This is a genomic window from Leifsonia sp. NPDC058292, from assembly GCF_042880955.1.
Classification (GTDB): domain Bacteria; phylum Actinomycetota; class Actinomycetes; order Actinomycetales; family Microbacteriaceae; genus Leifsonia.
Genome location: NZ_JBHVYL010000021.1, coordinates 1 through 14,596 on the forward strand (window position 1 = coordinate 1; position 14,596 = coordinate 14,596).

Consider the following 14,596-nt stretch of genomic DNA (forward strand, 5'->3'; position numbering starts at 1 on the left):
GAGGGGTCCCGACTCGCCGTTACATGCACCGATGTAGCGGCGAGTCGGGACCCCTCAGTGCATCGACGACCGTCACGAGAGAGTACGGATGACGGTGGCTGCGCTTACGCTGTGGCCGACCGAGGAAGGTCGGAGGCGGCTGAAGGGAACGAGCGTGGCGGAGAGCGTCGAGCAGTGGTGGGCGCGCCGCCAGTGGAGCAAAGGCGTGGCGGTGCCGTATGCGGTCGGCCGCTACCGGGAGGACTGGCAGCGGTATCCGGTGCTCATCCGCACCTACCATCCCGATCTCAACCACGGTCTCGTGCTGAGCCAGGTTCCGCCTGCGGCCGACGTCTACCTCGTGTGGGAGTGCGATGTCGGGCACCGGTTCGTCGCCACTCCTTCAGAACAGCGCGCCCGGCCGGGCGGTTCGCGCCGGCGCTCGACCTGGTGCCCGGAGTGCACCCGGCTTGCGGCGCCGCGGAGAATCGCCCAGCCCGCCATGGAGGCCGGCACCCACACCTGTGGTCATCCACGCGATCCCCGGCGCATCGAGCACGATCCGGATGACGATCGCTGCTACCTCTGCCGCAGGCTGGACAGGTCGGAGCTCAGCCGGGAGCAACTCGTCAGCCTTGCCGCTCCATGCTCGCGAGTGGCGGTGTCGGCCGAAAGCGGAACCGCCGCCCGGTACAGCTGGCAGTGCGCGGCCGGGCACCCGTCCTACGAGGCCACAGTCGAGCGCATCCTGGGCGGCCGGCGCTGCCCCGTCTGCCGCAACGCGCGAGCGGGAGCCGCCGGCGTCGCGATCGGAGAGGCGTTCACGAGCGGCCTCGCTCCGCGTCCAGCGTCGGCGGCGGAGCCCGACCTGAAACGGCGGTTGGGCGAGGTGCTCGACGTCGATCTCGCGAACAACGCGGTGCGGGTCGCGCGTCCGTTCTTCTCACACCTCGAAGTGTGGCCGGACATCATCATCCCCGAGCTGCGAGTGGCGATCGAGTACGACACGACCGGACGCGACGGCTTGGAGCACGTCGGGCGACGGGAGGCGACCGACCTCAAGAAGGACAGACTGCTGCGGTCCGTGAACTGGGAGGTGGTGCGGATCCGCTGCGGCCGCCTCCAGCCGATCGGCCCGTTCGACCTGGTGGCCTCCGGGGTTTCGGCGTCGCTCGTGGCGCGCCTCGTCGAGCGCCTCGGGCAGATCCGGGGGAGCCTGATCGTCGACGCCTATCGGCGCTGAAAGTATGCACTCGTGCATCGTCGGAGGGCATCGGTAGCCTGGAGTCACATCCGCTCTCAAGGAGGAGATCATCATGGTGTCTCGGCTCAACCCGTATCTCAACTTCCGCAGTTCGGCGCGCGAGGCGATGACGTTCTACCACTCGATCTTCGGCGGAACCCTCGACATCAGTACGTTCGCGGAGTTCAACGTGAGTGACGATCCTGAGGAGAAGGACAACGTCATGCACTCGCAGCTGACGACGGACGCCGGGTTCGTGCTGATGGCGGCAGACGTGCCCAAGAAGATGCCGTTCGCGGAGGGTTCGTCGATCTCGGTCTCGCTCAGCGGCGACGACGAGAACGAGCTCACGGGCTATTGGAACAAGCTGATCGAGGGTGGCACGGTCTTCGAGCCGCTTGCTAAGGCGCCGTGGGGAGACAGCTTCGGGATGGCGGCCGACCGATTCGGGGTTTCGTGGCTCGTCAACATCGCGGGCGCCGGCCAGGGGTGAGCGTCACACCTGCAACCGGTCCCGTCGTCGTCGGCGTCTATCCCGGCCAGTCCGCTGCCGTGGTCGCGGAGGCCGCACTTCTCGCCGCCGAGCTAGACCGGCCGCTGTTGTGCGGCTACGTCGCACTCGACAGCTACCTGACCGAGTGGGAGAAGGCGGACAAGCGCCAGGCGTCGCTGCATCCCGGTGATCTGGACTCCGAAGACAAGCAGGTGGCCCTCGAACTCGCGGGTGCGATCACCTCGGCACTCGAAGCGCTGCCGAAACTCGATCACGGCTGGTCTTTGCGCATCCTCGCGGGTGATCCCAGCCAGGCTCTCGCGAGGCTGGTCGACGAAGTGGATGCACGCCTCGTCGTCGTCGGCACGCACGCCGCCGGATTCAGCCACGCCCTCGAATCGTGGCTGGCCGGCAGCGTGGCGACCCACCTCACGCGTTCCATACAGCGCCCGGTCGTCGTCGTGCCGGTCGACCGGCAACGCGGTAGCGCGGAGCTCGGCTGAGCCGACGGGGCTCCGTCAAGCCGAAGCGTCGTCACCGCCGAAGAACCCCTTGAGGTGTGGCGCAACCGCCGACGCCTGGATGTCGTGGGTCTGGCCGCCGACGATGTCGAAGCGGCCGTTCGGGGCAGCATCGGCGACCCCTGTTGCGCCGTAACGCAGGAAGTCGGGGGACGATCCACCGGCGAGCGTGAGCACCGGCACTCCGACGCGGGCAGCCACTGCGGTCGGCACCCGGCTGTCGCCCATCGCCGCATCGTCGTAGGCGAGTGTGGGGGCGATCGCCTCGATGGCGGGCCACCCGGGGGAGTGGCGCATGCCTTCCACGGCTTCGGCGGGCATCCCCACGCGCCGGAAGAAGAGGGCGGCGGCCTCGCCCGCGTGGCCACGGTCGAGAGCCGCGGAGAGCTCCTCGGTGTACGCCGCGGCAGCGGCGACAGCAGGCTCCGGCATGAACGGTGGTTCATACAGCGCGACGCGCGTCACCCGATCCGGGCCGAGCCGCTCTGTGGCGCGGAGGGCGAGTGCTCCGCCCGACGAGATCCCGAAGATCATCGCCGGCCCGTCGTCGGCCGTGGCGCCAATGAGCGCGTCGATGTCGTCGATCTCGCGGTCGACGTCGAACGGCAGGGTGTCGCCACTGCTCCCGCGTCCCCGACGGTCGTAGAGCACCACCGAGAACTCGTCTCGCACCTGCTCGGCGATCGGCCGCATCGGGCCGGCATCCCGGTAGCACATGGCTCCGTCGACGAGGATGAGCACGGGGCCGTCTCCCTGCACCTCATAGTCGATCTCGGTTCCGTCCGCTGACCTCACCGTTGCCATCCGGAGCGACCTCTCGTCTCGTTCGTCGGTGCGGCGAGCGCCGCAGACGCGCCTACTGCTCTTCGTCGAGGTCTTGCAGAACGTCCGCGGCGTCGCGGTTGCCCGTCGCCGCCAGCCGGCGCAGTTCGTCGCGGTCGCCGGTGGCCGCCGCGAGCTCGATCAACTCGTCGACGGCGTCGGAGCTGCCCGCCTCGGCAAGCCGCCGCAGCTCGTCGGCGTCTTCGCGCTCTGCCGCGAACTCGACGAGCTGCGCGAGCGCATCCTGATCACCGTCGGCGGCTTGCGCCCGCAGGTCGGCCAACTCGGCGTCTGACATGGCCACCACCCTAGTTCGTGGGGGAGAGGGTGGCTAGACAGTCAGCGCTCTTCTTCGTCGACTGTCCCAGAGAGAGCACGAGTGACCAGGACCGCTCGCCACTCGGGGGCGTCGGCACGGCGATCGCGCGCTTTCCGACCAGCGAGCCGTGGGAGACCTCCCGCGCCGGGGAGGTCGCGACATCCGTCCAGGTGTACTCGAGCGCGTCGCAGGCCTCCCCGGGTGCCGAGAGGCCGATCGACGACACGGCCTTCGGATTGACGAGGATCTTGCTCGACTTCGCGGCCGGCCCGACGATCGTCGGCCAAGAGCTCAGGTTGGCCGAACTCGGCCCCTGCGTGCGGCGGTCTTGATCGCTGAGGAGCGCGAGTTGGTCTTCGAGTCCGTGGTTCGTCGTGGTCGGGAGGTAGCGACGGATCGCCGTGGCGAACTCGAGAGCGTCGGACTGGGGGATGCGCACCTCCATCAGTCTCAGGTCGGCCATCTGCGGTGCTGTGCCCAGATCGAGCGGTGTCGAGGAGACGACCCACTTCTTCGCCGCAGGCGACAGCAGGAACTCATTCACGTTCATCAGGTTGTCGCGGCCGTCGAGCAGGTCGGGCGTCCACGTGGTCGAGACCAGAACGGTGCGGCCGTCGTCCCCGATGAGGGAAGACCACGGGAGCGCATCCTGCAGGTCGATCTGCGGCATCAGGTAGATATCGGGAGCTGCGGTGGAGAGCCGCTGAGCGAAGATCTCGGTGAGGATGCTGCTGTTCATGGCACGCGAGCCGATCGGCACGAGGATGGGCCCGCCGGTCTCGGATGCGGTGCGGATCGTCTTCGCCGCCGCCTCCAGGTCGGCCATGTTGCGCAGTCGGAGCGGCGGGCTGACCGTGGGGTGCAGCACCGCGGGAAGAGCATCCCGTGACGCGATACGCACCTGGTCGAGGCCGGGAAGAGACGGCAGGAACATGAAGAGGCAGATCACGAAGGCGCCGAGCGCCGTGAACGACTGGAAGGGCCGGCTCGCGGGCCGACCGAAGATGTAGCCGATGCTGACCAGCCCGAGCGTCCAGACGAGCGGCCACACGTGGATCTCGTGGATGAGGCCCGCCTGTCGCTGCGTGATCGCCCAGAAGAACTCGGCGAGAGCGAGGAAGCCCGCGATGAACACCGCCTTCTGCCGGCCCGTGCCGCCACGACGGATCAACAGCACCAGCGCCGTCACGGAGAGAGCGGCGGCGATCCACGCCGCCCACCCTCCCGCGTAGGTGAAGTCGTCGCTGAACACGTCGGAGAGCGGGCTCTGATAGCTCTCATAGAAGAGGGAGTTGTTGCGGTCGAAGATCGCCGACAAGGTGCCCGGCGTGAGAATCGCCACGGCCGCGACGACTCCGACGAACGCGAGGATCACGCGAACCGACAGCACCTCGCGCAGCAGCGACCGCATCCGCGATCCGAGATCTTTGCCGACGATCCCGGAGACGATGATCGCAATGAGATAAGCGACGAAGACGATCGCCACGTCGAAGAGAAAGTTCTTCTTCACGAGGAGCGACGTCGAACCGATGATCAGCGCCCAGAACAGCGCGCTCCTCGTGACCGGCCGCGAGAGCAGAATCCAGACAGCGGCGAGGATGAGGGCGAGGCCGATCAGATCGGGAACGCCCTGAACCGCTGTGAGGAAGAGGGCGGGGTTGAACGCTGCGATGAGAACGATCCAGATCGTCACCCGCACGTTGAACAGGCGGGCGACGATCTTCGACAGGAACACGACCACGGGTACGAGACCGAGGGCGGCGAGTCCGAGGATGTAGAAGAGCCGGATGTTGATGATCTGCGGAGGGAACACCGAGAACGGCAGCGCCCAGTAAGACGGGTACTCCTTGTCGGCGACGAAGACCATCCAGTTCCACAGCGCACGAGGACCCGTGTGCAGCGCCGACGAGACGGCCATCGCCATCTCCTGGAACCCGCGGGTGTCGTAGAAGTAGATGCGGTTCTCGTTGGCCACGTAGGCGGCGAGGGCCGCCACGAGGAGCGCGAGCGGGATGACCCAGACAAGGGCGAAGCGGCCGGCCTTCGCCGCTCTGCTGGGTTCGTCGGGCTCGCCGGTATCGCCGTCTTCGACGACCGGGTCGGCAGGCTGTGCTTCTGTGGCGCTGTCGGCAGCGGTCGCGTTGTTCATCGGAACGATCATAGAACGGTCATTCTCCCGGATTCGTGTGAGCCGCACCGTGCAGCACCGATGTCGCGAAACTGCGGGCGCGTTGCCGGAGTTCGGCGATTCGCTCCTCACGCGCTGCGTCGACGTCGAATCCGACATAGGCCACCGGCGGCAGCTTGCGCACCGTCGCGGAGCATCCGAAGTCGGCGCACAACAGAGTACCCACCGTGTCGCCGTTCCGGCCGGCCTGCCCCGCGCGCTTCGCGCTGAAGAACACCACCTCGTTGCTCAGATTGACGTCTTGGCACCAGGAGCACTGCGGCCGGGCGCGCGTCGAGGCGTCGGTCTGCCTGAGCACGAACGCGACGGGCGCCCCGTCCAGTTCGACCACAACATAGCTGCGCCGCGGCTGCTTACGGTCGCGCCAGCCGTAGTAGTCGAGCCCGTCCCACCGGGTGTCGGCGAAGTCGAGGGGAAATGTGAGGTCGCTGACCTCTTTGCGTGATGCGTTCACAAACGCAGAGCGGATGGTCTGTTCAGTCAGAGTGATCATGAGAATCGTCACCAATCGATGGGGCCGTTCGGCCACCGGACATCCGCGAAGAGGCGCGGACGCAGAAAAGAGTCGGGGGCCCCGCGAGGCCGCGGAGAAGCCGCAGGCGCGCACGAGCACCGCCCGTGTCCGGATACCGTCCGGACAGCGAGGGCGAAAGAGGGTGACGCTCTATCTGCCGCCGGCGCGGGGGGCGCCAACGACCTCCTGACGCCCGAAGGGCAGCTGGGGGATCGTCGCGGTAAACACCAGACGACTCTAGCAAAACAGTCGGAGCGCCGAGAGTGCTGTCGGGGGTGCGCGGGATGCTGGGCGCACCAGACGAGAAAGGGAACGGCCATGACCACAGCGCTGACACCGATCGACCCTCCGCAGCTTTTCCGCAGCCCGGCGTTCGCGCAGGGGATGATCGCCCCCGCAGGGCAGACGCTCTACGTCGGCGGCCAGAACGGCGTCGACGACGACGGACAGCTTCTCGACGGACTGGGACCCCAGACCGAGCAGGCACTCCGGAATCTCCTGGCGGTCTTGGCGGAGGCCGGTACAGACGCCGAGCATGTCGCCAAGCTGACCATCTACCTGGCCGCCGGCGTCGATCCCGCTGCCGCTTATGCGGCGACCGCATCCGTGTGGGGTGACACCCGCACCGCTGTCACCGTGCTCGCGATCACCCCGGCGCGACCAGGGGCGCTGGTCGAGATCGACGCGGTGGCGTCCGTGCCTCAGGAGTGAGTGGGGGCGAACAGGAGCGCCCCTCCATTTACAAGATATATCTCAGAGGGGGCCTTGCCGCAAGACCCCCTCTGTAGCGCAGACTTGTCCGCCGGAGGCTGGAGCGAACCCGGATGCGGGGTGGTTCCGGCCCAGAGAGGAACCTGCCGATGACCTTGACCACGAGCGTGTTCGACCTCCCGGATCGTCTGTCGTTCAAGCGCGACCCAGCGCTGATCGAAGACGACGAAGCACATTTCGCGCTGATCGACGAGAACCTGACGCGATCGATCGCCCAACTGTCCGACCGTCTCGCGGCCGAGCTCCGAGGGCCGGGCGGCAGCGGCCAAGCGGCCATGGATCGCGACCTCGAAGTGCATCGACTGACCTCGCGCATCCGCACCCTTCGGCGCTTCGGTCTCGACCTCTGCCTGGGGCGGATGGTCGCGGCCGACTCGGGGGAGCCCGTGTACATCGGGCGGCTCGGCCTCACCGACGACGACGGCCGGCGGCTCCTGCTCGACTGGCGTTCGCCCGCCGCCGAGCCGTTCTTCGGTGCGACCCACGCGAACCCGATGGGTTTGCTGAGCAGGCGGCGCTACCGCTGGAACCGAGCGCGGATCAGCGACTATTGGGATGAGGTCTTCACGACCGACGGCCTCGAAGGGAACGCCGCGCTCGACGACCAGTCGGCGTTCATCGCGAGCCTGGGCAGCAGCCGTTCGCCCAGGATGCGGGATGTGCTGAGCACGATCCAAGCGGACCAGGATGCGATCATCCGTGCCGGCTCGCAGGGCGCCCTCGTGGTCGACGGCGGGCCGGGCACGGGCAAGACCGTCGTCGCGCTGCACCGCGCCGCGTACCTTTTGTACTCCGATCCGCGGCTCGCTGCACGGCGTGGTGGGGTGTTCTTCGTCGGACCGCACCAGGCTTATCTCTCTTACGTCGCCGATGTGTTGCCGAGTCTGGGGGAGGACGGCGTTCAGACCTGCACCCTGCGCGATCTCGTGCCCGAGGGCGCGGCCGCGGTTCCCGAAGCCGATGCCACGGTGGCCCGACTCAAATCGTCTGTTGAGCTGGTACGGGCGGTCGACAGGGCCGTCGCCTACTACGAGCGACCGCCGGCCGAAGCGCTCTCGGTCGAGACTCCGTGGGCGGATGTCTGGCTCGAGGCCGCCGACTGGGTCGACGCTTTCGAGGCGCCGGAGCCCGGAACGCCGCACAATGAGGCGCGCGATCGGATCTGGGAGGAACTGGTCGCGATCGTCGCTCGGCAACACGATGACGACGTGCCCCTGGACCAGGTGCGGCGGGCGCTCGGGCAGAACGCGCAGCTGCGATCGGCCTTCAACCGCGCCTGGCCGGTGCTCGACCCCGCCGGCGTCGTGGGTGACCTGTGGTCGGTGCCCGCGTACCTCAGGTGGTGCGCTCCGTGGCTCTCCGCGGACGACGCGGAGCTGCTGAGGCGGCAGGATGCGCGAGCCTGGACCAGCTCGGATCTTCCCTACCTCGACTCCGCGCGGCAGCGGATCGGCGACCCGAAAGCCTCCGGACGTGCCCGGCGCCGCGACGCCACCCTCGCCGTCGAGCGCGAGCGGATGAACAGGGTGATCGACGACCTGATCGCGGCTGACGACGACGGCGAAGGCCTCGTCACGATGCTGCGCGGTGAAGACGCGCAAGAGTCGCTCATCGACGACACGGTGCTGGCACGCACGGATCCGGACCTGCTGGCCGGACCCTTCGCCCACATCGTCGTCGACGAAGCTCAAGAGCTGACGGACGCGGAATGGCAGATGCTGCTGCTGCGCTGCCCGTCGAGAAGCTTCACGATCGTCGGCGATCGCGCGCAGGCCCGGCACGGCTTCCACGAGTCGTGGGAGGAGAGGTTGCGCAGGGTCGGTCTCGCTGGGATCGAGCTGGCCTCGCTGACCGTCAACTACAGAACACCGGAGGAGGTGATGGAGGTCGCCGAGCCGGCGATCCGCCTCGCCCTGCCCGACGCGAACGTTCCGACGTCGATCCGCCGGAGCGGGCATCCGGTCGTCAGGGCTTCTGTCGACGAGCTCGGCCCGATCCTCGAAGCCTGGCTCGCCGAGCATGCCGAAGGCACGGCGTGCGTCATCGCAACGGACACGACGGCTCATCGCTCTTCGAACTCACGGGTGCGTCACTCGACTCCCGAACTCGTGAAAGGCCTGGAGTTCGACCTCGTCGCCCTCATCGATCCGGACTCCTTCGGGCAGGGCATCGAGGGCGCGGTCGATCGGTACGTCGCGATGACGCGGGCGACCCAGCAACTCGTCATCCTGACGACAGGATGACGCCGAGTGCCGACTCAAGTAGGCTGCGAACAACAAGGGGGAGGGGTCGCCATGAGTCGAGTTGGCATGTCGGAGTTCGATCGAGTCCGACGGATCCGAGCGAAGGTCACGACGTTCGTCGTTCTGGCCGTTCTGGCCGGAGCGGGAGCCTGGTTGACGGCACCGTTCGGGATCGTGTTGCTGACCAGAGGGGATGCCGCAGGGTGGCTCCTGGCCACGCTCGGCGTGGTGTTCGTTGCGGTGTGCATCACGGCGATCGTCGTCGCGGTGCGAACGCGGATCGCGCCGCAGAGCCTGCCGGGCAAAGCGAACCCGAGCTTCGATGAGACCGAACCGTCGCAGAATCCGAACGGTGGGTACAGCACCGCGGGGATGCAGCTCGGCTCGCACTGATCGCTAACGCGCGAGAGCTTCGGCGATGACGGTCAGCGCGGCTGTGACCGTCTGCTGAACCACCTCGGCCGGCTCGCCGTCGAAGTGCAGCTCGTCGACCTGCACCTGGCCGGTTCGACCGTGGGCGAGATGGACGGTTCCGGCCGCCTTGCCCTCTTGCGGGCCCGGACCGCCCGCGCCGGTCACTGCGGCCACGACATCGCAGCCGAGGAGCCGGAGAGCGCCCTCTGCCATCTCCCGCGCGCAGTCCGCGGTGATCACGGGGCCCGGTGTGACGCCCAGCACGTCGAACTTGACCCGCTCGGAATACGCGACGACCGCGCCGCAGAACCACTCGGACGCGTTGGGGGCAGCGCCGAGCGCGGAAGCCAGCGCACCGCTCGTCAACGACTCGGCCACCCCGACCGTGGTGTCTTTCCCGGCCAGGTCCGCTATTCGCTGCGCGATTTTCGCATCCCTGCTCGCTTCGCCCATCCACTGCTCCTTCACTCTCCGGGATGATGTCAATCTCCGCGGGAAACGAGAGCGCGTCAAGCGAGGCCTAGCATCGCCCCGGCGGGTTGCTTTCCGGCGTCGCAGGTGTTTGCTGCGCTTAAGGCGAGAAAGGAGCCACGATGTCATTCCCCGAGCAGCAGCAGGAACCACCAGGACTCACGGAGAAGTTGGATCCGCGACCCGATCACGGCGAACAGAGCTATAGGGGATCCGGCAAGCTGTCCGGCAAGGTCGCTCTGATCACGGGAGCGGACTCGGGGATCGGCAAGGCGGTCGCCATCGCATACGCTCGCGAAGGGGCCGACGTCGTCATCGGGTACCTCAGCGAAGTCGAGGATGCCGAAGACACGGCCCAGTGGGTGCGTGAAGCGGGTCGGCAAGCCCTTCTGGTCAGTGGCGATCTCAGCGATCCGCAGCACTGCCGCGATCTCGTGGCGCGAACGATCGACGAGTTCGGCCGTCTCGACATCCTGGTCAGCAACGCCGCGTTCCAGATGACGCACGAAACGATCGAGGAGATCCCCGACGAGGAGTGGGATCACACGATCGCCACGAACCTGTCCGCCTACTTCCACCTGGTCAAAGCCGCGCTGCCCCACCTCGGCGAAGGCGCATCCATCATCGGGTCGTCGTCGGTCAACTCGGACAGCCCGTCGCCGACTCTGATGCCGTATGCGGCCACGAAGGCGGGCATCGCCAACATGAGCGCGTCGTTGGCGCAGTTGCTCGGCCCGCGCGGCATCAGAGTGAACAGTGTTGCGCCCGGGCCGATCTGGACACCACTGATCCCGTCGACGATGCCCGACGAGAAGGTCACGAAGTTCGGCGACGACACGCCCCTCGGCCGCGCAGGCCAGCCGGCAGAGCTCGCTCCGGTCTACGTGCTGCTCGCGTCAGACGAGGGCAGCTACATCTCCGGCGCCCGCGTGGCCGTCACGGGTGGTCGCCCCATCTTGTGACGGCGGCGCGGCTGATCAGCCGGTCGGTTCGGGTGCTTTCACGGATGGCGGGGTCCACACAGGCGCCGTGTCGATCGTCTCGGAGATGCGTCTGCTGATCTCGCCGAGCTGACGGGTCTGGTCGACGGTCAAAGCGTCGAAGACCAACCGCTCCACGAGAGCGTGATGCGCGGGAGTGGACTCAGCGACCTTCGAGTGACCCTCGTCGGTGAGAATCGCCAGAGTGAAACGACCGTCGGTCGGGTCGACGGCGCGGCGCATCCAACCCTTCTTTTCGAGACGCGTGACCGCTCGCGAGAGCCGCGACAGAGTGGAGCTCGCGTAGCCGGCGAGCGTGCTCATCCGTAGCTTTCGTTCGGGAGCGCTGTCGAGGGCGTAGAGCACGCCGTGTTCGAAGTGCGTCAGCCCGCTGTCGCGTTGCAGCTGGGTGTCGAGCGCGGTCGGCAGCCGCTCCAGCAGTGTGGCCAGGGCTGCCCACGCCTCAAGGTTCTGCGGCTTCATCCCGGCGGGCTTCGACGGCTTCGACATGTCTCGAGGATATGACCCCATCACTTGCTCAAGCAAGTCATGCGCTAGAGTTGACTTGCTTGAGCAAGTGATTTGTCTCGGGACGTCAACGGTAGGGGAGTGCGGGAAGCATGGATTTCGGGTTGCAGGGCAAGACAGCGTTCATCAGCGGATCGACCGGGGGCATCGGATACGCCATCGCGTCGGCGCTTGCCGGTGAGGGAGTGCAGGTCATCGTGAACGGCCGTGACGACGCCCGGGTCGACGCGGCCGTCGAGAGGCTCGAACGCGAACATCCCGGGTCGACGGCGCGGGGCCTCGTCGCGGACTTCGGTGACGCCGGGGGAGTGGCCGAGCTGCTCGATGCTCTCGACGCGCTCGGCGAGATCGACATCCTCGTCAACAACGTGGGGCTGTTCGGCCTCGCCCCGTTCGAGTCCGTCGACGATGACGAATGGGCCCGCTATTTCGATGTCAACGTGATGAGCGGGGTTCGGCTGTCGCGGCGGCTTCTCGGTCGCATGGTCGAGCGCGGCTGGGGTCGCATCATCTTCATCAGCAGCGAATCCGGGGTCAACGTGCCGGCCGACATGGTGCACTACGGGGTGACGAAGGCGGCGATGCTCGCCCTCGGCAACGGCCTCGCCAAACACACGCGGGGGACGGCGGTCACCGTCAACACCGTGCTCGGCGGTCCGACATACTCCGACGGTGTCGCCGCGACGGTCGAGACCATCGCGGAGGCGCAGTCACTCTCCGCCGACTCGATGAAGCAGGCGATCATCGCACAGAACCAGACGACACTGCTTCAGCGTTTCATCACTCCCGCCGAGATCGCCAACCTGGTCGTCTACCTGGCGAGCCCCCTCGCCTCCGCGACGAACGGCGCCGCGATCCGCGCCGACGGGGGAGTCCTCACCGGGATGCTCTAGCCAGGAAGGCGATCCCGCATCCGGCAGCCAGCGCGACACTTGCCGTGGTGACCATGCCGAGCGGGAGGATGCTCAGGGCTCCGGCGACGCCCACGAGCGGCGCCGCGATTCCGCCGAACGCGAACCGTGCGGCACCGAGCACCGCTGAAGCCGTGCCGGCGATCTGCGGATAGTCGCACAGCGCGAGTGTGGTCGAGGGAGGACTCGTGATGGCGGTCCCGCTGACCAACAGCAGGAGCGAGACGATGACCACGACAAGAGGAAGGTGCGTCATCCCAGCGGCCAAGAGACCACCGGCACCGGCCGCGGCAAGGATGAGACCGACGACGAGAGTGCCGATGACGCTCCATCGTTCGCTCGCGCGCCCGGCGAGGTAGCCGAAGACCATGAACCCGGCGGAGTTCAGGCCGAATGCCAGCGCATACTGCTGCGGCGACAGGCCGTAGACACCCTGCAGCACGTAGGTCGCGCCGCTGAGGTACGCGAACAGCGCCGCATACACGAACCCTTGCGCGAGCACGGCGCCGACGAACCGGCGGTCGCGGAACAGGAGACGCAGGTCCTGTCCGGTGCGCACGAACCCGCCCGTCGTTCGCTCCGCATTCCGCAACGTCTCCGGGAATCCGAAGGCCGCCCAGGCGAGGATGGCCGCACCGATCACAGCGAGGACGAGGAACAGACCACGCCAGTCCATCAGGATGGTGAGCGCTCCACCGAGCAACGGTCCGACGATCGCGGCGAAGCCACCGATCACCGTGAGTCGTCCGTAGAACCGGATGAGCCGGCCGCCGTCGTAAACGTCTCGTCCAGCAGCTTGCGCGATCACGATGCCGACACCGCCGGCAAGACCTTGCACCAGGCGTGCCGCGATCAGCACCTCGACGGTGGGGCTGATCGCGCAAAGAACCGAGACGATCACGTATGCCGCGATCCCGATCAGCAGCGGGCCTCGGCGGCCGTACCGGTCGGAGAGGGGACCGGCGACCAGCTGTCCGCCGGCGAGTCCGATCAGGCAGGCGGTCACCGTCAATTGGGCGAGGGATGTGGCTGCGCCGAGCTCGGACGTCAGCGCAGGAAGCGCGGGCAGGTAGAGATCCATCGAGATCGGCCCGAACACTGTCAAGACGAGGAGCAGGGTCGCCAACCAGCGACCGGCCCGAACCCGGTCATCAGCGGGAGCAAGTGAAACTGTCACGTGAAAAGCAAAGCCCGTCTCGCGCGGCCGGGGGAGTCTCCGATGAAAGGTGTACCGGCAGGGAATCCCTGCTTCACGCTGACCGTCGTAGCCTCTTGTGCATGGATAATCGTTCAGACGTGCGCGAGTTCCTGATGTCGCGTCGGGCCAAGCTCACGCCCGAGCTCGCCGGGATACCGGCCGGGCCGAACCGTCGAGTGAGCGGATTGCGCCGCGCCGAGGTCGCCATGCTCGCCGACGTGAGCGTCGAGTACTACGCGAAGCTCGAACGCGGCGCGATCGCGGGTGCCTCGGCGGCCGTGCTCGATGCGATCTCGCAAGCCCTGCAGCTTGACGACACTGAGCGCGCCCACCTGCTCGATCTCGCCAGAGCCGCGGACGGCATCCCCGCCTCGGGCCGCGGTCGTCGCCGCCCTGTGCGCAATCCTGCGACCCGTCCCTCGCTGCATTGGGCTCTCGACGCGATCACCGACGGCGTCGCGATCGTTCGCAACGCGCAGTCGGACGTGATCGCCTTCAACGCTCTCGGTCGCGCCTTCTACTCACCGGTGATCGGCGACGGCGGACGCACCCCCAACCTCGCGCGGTTCCAGTTTCTCGATCCCGCCTCCCGGGAGTTCTACCCCGACTGGGACCTGTTCGCGGATATGTGCGTCGCGATGATGCGCGCAGAGGCCGGGCGCGATCCGCACAACCGGGCCATTCAAGATCTGGTCGGCGAACTCTCCACCCGCAGCGAAACCTTCCGCCAGCTCTGGGGCGCGCACAATGTTCGCACACACGGCACCGGTACGAAGCGGTTCCACCATCCTGTGGTCGGCGACATGACCCTCGCCTATGAGGAGTTCGCCATCACTGCCGAGCCCGGACACATCCTCCTCATGTACACGGCGGAACCCGGTTCACCGTCGGCGGAGGCACTTCGCCTTCTCGCCTCGTGGGCGACAGACCAGCCAGCTGTCGCGGGGAGCGCTCACGACCAGACGGGTGCCTGACACGCGACGACCGGGACAGGGGAGTGC

16 protein-coding genes are annotated in these 14,596 nt (G+C 67.5%); 9 read left to right on the top strand and 7 right to left on the bottom strand.

Features of this window, described 5'->3' with window-relative positions; genetic code table 11:
* Positions 1 to 154: 154 nt before the first annotated feature.
* From ACFVWR_RS12355 to ACFVWR_RS12365, 3 genes are all read left to right on the top strand, one after another.
* On the top strand, positions 155 to 1,222 hold the full coding sequence (locus ACFVWR_RS12355) for a hypothetical protein (RefSeq protein ID WP_387212121.1): 1,068 nt from the start codon (positions 155 to 157) through the stop codon (positions 1,220 to 1,222).
* Positions 1,223 to 1,295: 73 nt separating this feature from the next.
* Positions 1,296 to 1,715: a VOC family protein gene (locus tag ACFVWR_RS12360; protein ID WP_387212124.1), complete on the top strand. Its 420-nt coding sequence runs from the start codon at positions 1,296 to 1,298 to the stop codon at positions 1,713 to 1,715.
* Entirely contained in the window at positions 1,712 to 2,218 is a 507-nt protein-coding gene (locus ACFVWR_RS12365; RefSeq protein ID WP_387212127.1) for a universal stress protein, read from the top strand. The genes ACFVWR_RS12360 and ACFVWR_RS12365 overlap by 4 nt, the downstream gene beginning before the upstream one ends.
* A 15-nt stretch (positions 2,219 to 2,233) precedes the next feature.
* On the opposite strand, the gene ACFVWR_RS12370 is transcribed toward ACFVWR_RS12365, so the two are convergent.
* From ACFVWR_RS12370 to ACFVWR_RS12385, 4 genes are read right to left on the bottom strand one after another with little or no spacing between them, the layout of a single operon-like run.
* The gene (locus ACFVWR_RS12370; protein ID WP_387212130.1) at positions 2,234 to 3,040 is read right to left on the bottom strand and encodes an alpha/beta fold hydrolase; all 807 of its coding nucleotides are present in this window, start codon (positions 3,038 to 3,040) and stop codon (positions 2,234 to 2,236) included.
* A gap of 52 nt (positions 3,041 to 3,092) precedes the next feature.
* Entirely contained in the window at positions 3,093 to 3,356 is a 264-nt protein-coding gene (locus tag ACFVWR_RS12375) for a hypothetical protein (protein WP_387212133.1), read from the bottom strand.
* A gap of 10 nt (positions 3,357 to 3,366) precedes the next feature.
* Complete coding sequence (locus ACFVWR_RS12380; protein WP_387212136.1) at positions 3,367 to 5,526, bottom strand: hypothetical protein; 2,160 nt, start codon at positions 5,524 to 5,526, stop codon at positions 3,367 to 3,369.
* A 19-nt stretch (positions 5,527 to 5,545) separates the two neighbouring features.
* Complete coding sequence (locus ACFVWR_RS12385) at positions 5,546 to 6,058, bottom strand: FBP domain-containing protein (RefSeq protein ID WP_387212139.1); 513 nt, start codon at positions 6,056 to 6,058, stop codon at positions 5,546 to 5,548.
* 339 nt (positions 6,059 to 6,397) lie between these two features.
* Between ACFVWR_RS12385 and ACFVWR_RS12390 the strand changes: the two genes are divergently transcribed.
* From ACFVWR_RS12390 to ACFVWR_RS12400, 3 genes are all read left to right on the top strand, one after another.
* The gene (locus tag ACFVWR_RS12390) at positions 6,398 to 6,790 is read left to right on the top strand and encodes a RidA family protein (protein ID WP_387212142.1); all 393 of its coding nucleotides are present in this window, start codon (positions 6,398 to 6,400) and stop codon (positions 6,788 to 6,790) included.
* A 149-nt stretch (positions 6,791 to 6,939) separates the two neighbouring features.
* Positions 6,940 to 9,093 carry an RNA polymerase recycling motor ATPase HelR gene (gene helR, locus ACFVWR_RS12395; protein WP_387212145.1) on the top strand — a complete coding sequence of 718 codons (2,154 nt, stop codon included), beginning with the start codon at positions 6,940 to 6,942 and terminating at the stop codon, positions 9,091 to 9,093.
* A 51-nt stretch (positions 9,094 to 9,144) separates the two neighbouring features.
* The gene (locus ACFVWR_RS12400) at positions 9,145 to 9,486 is read left to right on the top strand and encodes a hypothetical protein (protein ID WP_387212148.1); all 342 of its coding nucleotides are present in this window, start codon (positions 9,145 to 9,147) and stop codon (positions 9,484 to 9,486) included.
* Positions 9,487 to 9,489: 3 nt separating this feature from the next.
* On the opposite strand, the gene ACFVWR_RS12405 is transcribed toward ACFVWR_RS12400, so the two are convergent.
* A complete protein-coding gene (locus ACFVWR_RS12405; RefSeq protein WP_387212151.1) occupies positions 9,490 to 9,960 on the bottom strand; it encodes a CinA family protein in 471 nt (156 codons plus the stop codon).
* Positions 9,961 to 10,100: 140 nt separating this feature from the next.
* Between ACFVWR_RS12405 and ACFVWR_RS12410 the strand changes: the two genes are divergently transcribed.
* Positions 10,101 to 10,940 carry an SDR family oxidoreductase gene (locus ACFVWR_RS12410; RefSeq protein WP_387212154.1) on the top strand — a complete coding sequence of 280 codons (840 nt, stop codon included), beginning with the start codon at positions 10,101 to 10,103 and terminating at the stop codon, positions 10,938 to 10,940.
* A 15-nt stretch (positions 10,941 to 10,955) separates the two neighbouring features.
* Here the strand turns inward: ACFVWR_RS12410 and ACFVWR_RS12415 are convergent, their stop codons facing one another.
* Positions 10,956 to 11,468, bottom strand: a complete 513-nt coding sequence (locus tag ACFVWR_RS12415; RefSeq protein WP_387212157.1) for a MarR family winged helix-turn-helix transcriptional regulator — start codon at positions 11,466 to 11,468, stop codon at positions 10,956 to 10,958.
* A 110-nt stretch (positions 11,469 to 11,578) separates the two neighbouring features.
* Here ACFVWR_RS12415 and ACFVWR_RS12420 point away from each other — a divergent pair, with 110 nt between their 5' ends.
* Positions 11,579 to 12,379 carry an SDR family NAD(P)-dependent oxidoreductase gene (locus ACFVWR_RS12420; protein WP_387212160.1) on the top strand — a complete coding sequence of 267 codons (801 nt, stop codon included), beginning with the start codon at positions 11,579 to 11,581 and terminating at the stop codon, positions 12,377 to 12,379.
* Here ACFVWR_RS12420 and ACFVWR_RS12425 read toward each other — a convergent pair.
* Positions 12,363 to 13,574 carry a multidrug effflux MFS transporter gene (locus ACFVWR_RS12425; RefSeq protein ID WP_387212163.1) on the bottom strand — a complete coding sequence of 404 codons (1,212 nt, stop codon included), beginning with the start codon at positions 13,572 to 13,574 and terminating at the stop codon, positions 12,363 to 12,365. The two genes, ACFVWR_RS12420 and ACFVWR_RS12425, sit on opposite strands and share 17 nt — an antisense overlap.
* A gap of 101 nt (positions 13,575 to 13,675) precedes the next feature.
* On the opposite strand from ACFVWR_RS12425, the gene ACFVWR_RS12430 reads away from it, so the two are divergent.
* Positions 13,676 to 14,569, top strand: a complete 894-nt coding sequence (locus tag ACFVWR_RS12430; RefSeq protein ID WP_387212166.1) for a helix-turn-helix transcriptional regulator — start codon at positions 13,676 to 13,678, stop codon at positions 14,567 to 14,569.
* Positions 14,570 to 14,596 lie beyond the last annotated feature (27 nt).

Bases quoted from the DNA above. Each gene is read 5' to 3' on its own strand.
- ACFVWR_RS12360 (WP_387212124.1), top strand. From the start codon at position 1,296: ATGGTGTCTCGGCTCAACCCGTATCTCAACTTCCGCAGTTCGGCGCGC.
- ACFVWR_RS12370 (WP_387212130.1), bottom strand. From the start codon at position 3,040: ATGGCAACGGTGAGGTCAGCGGACGGAACCGAGATCGACTATGAGGTG.
- ACFVWR_RS12375 (WP_387212133.1), bottom strand. From the start codon at position 3,356: ATGTCAGACGCCGAGTTGGCCGACCTGCGGGCGCAAGCCGCCGACGGT.
- ACFVWR_RS12380 (WP_387212136.1), bottom strand. From the start codon at position 5,526: ATGAACAACGCGACCGCTGCCGACAGCGCCACAGAAGCACAGCCTGCC.
- ACFVWR_RS12385 (WP_387212139.1), bottom strand. From the start codon at position 6,058: ATGATCACTCTGACTGAACAGACCATCCGCTCTGCGTTTGTGAACGCA.
- ACFVWR_RS12390 (WP_387212142.1), top strand. From the start codon at position 6,398: ATGACCACAGCGCTGACACCGATCGACCCTCCGCAGCTTTTCCGCAGC.
- helR (WP_387212145.1), top strand. From the start codon at position 6,940: ATGACCTTGACCACGAGCGTGTTCGACCTCCCGGATCGTCTGTCGTTC.
- ACFVWR_RS12400 (WP_387212148.1), top strand. From the start codon at position 9,145: ATGAGTCGAGTTGGCATGTCGGAGTTCGATCGAGTCCGACGGATCCGA.
- ACFVWR_RS12405 (WP_387212151.1), bottom strand. From the start codon at position 9,960: ATGGGCGAAGCGAGCAGGGATGCGAAAATCGCGCAGCGAATAGCGGAC.
- ACFVWR_RS12410 (WP_387212154.1), top strand. From the start codon at position 10,101: ATGTCATTCCCCGAGCAGCAGCAGGAACCACCAGGACTCACGGAGAAG.
- ACFVWR_RS12415 (WP_387212157.1), bottom strand. From the start codon at position 11,468: ATGTCGAAGCCGTCGAAGCCCGCCGGGATGAAGCCGCAGAACCTTGAG.
- ACFVWR_RS12420 (WP_387212160.1), top strand. From the start codon at position 11,579: ATGGATTTCGGGTTGCAGGGCAAGACAGCGTTCATCAGCGGATCGACC.
- ACFVWR_RS12430 (WP_387212166.1), top strand. From the start codon at position 13,676: ATGGATAATCGTTCAGACGTGCGCGAGTTCCTGATGTCGCGTCGGGCC.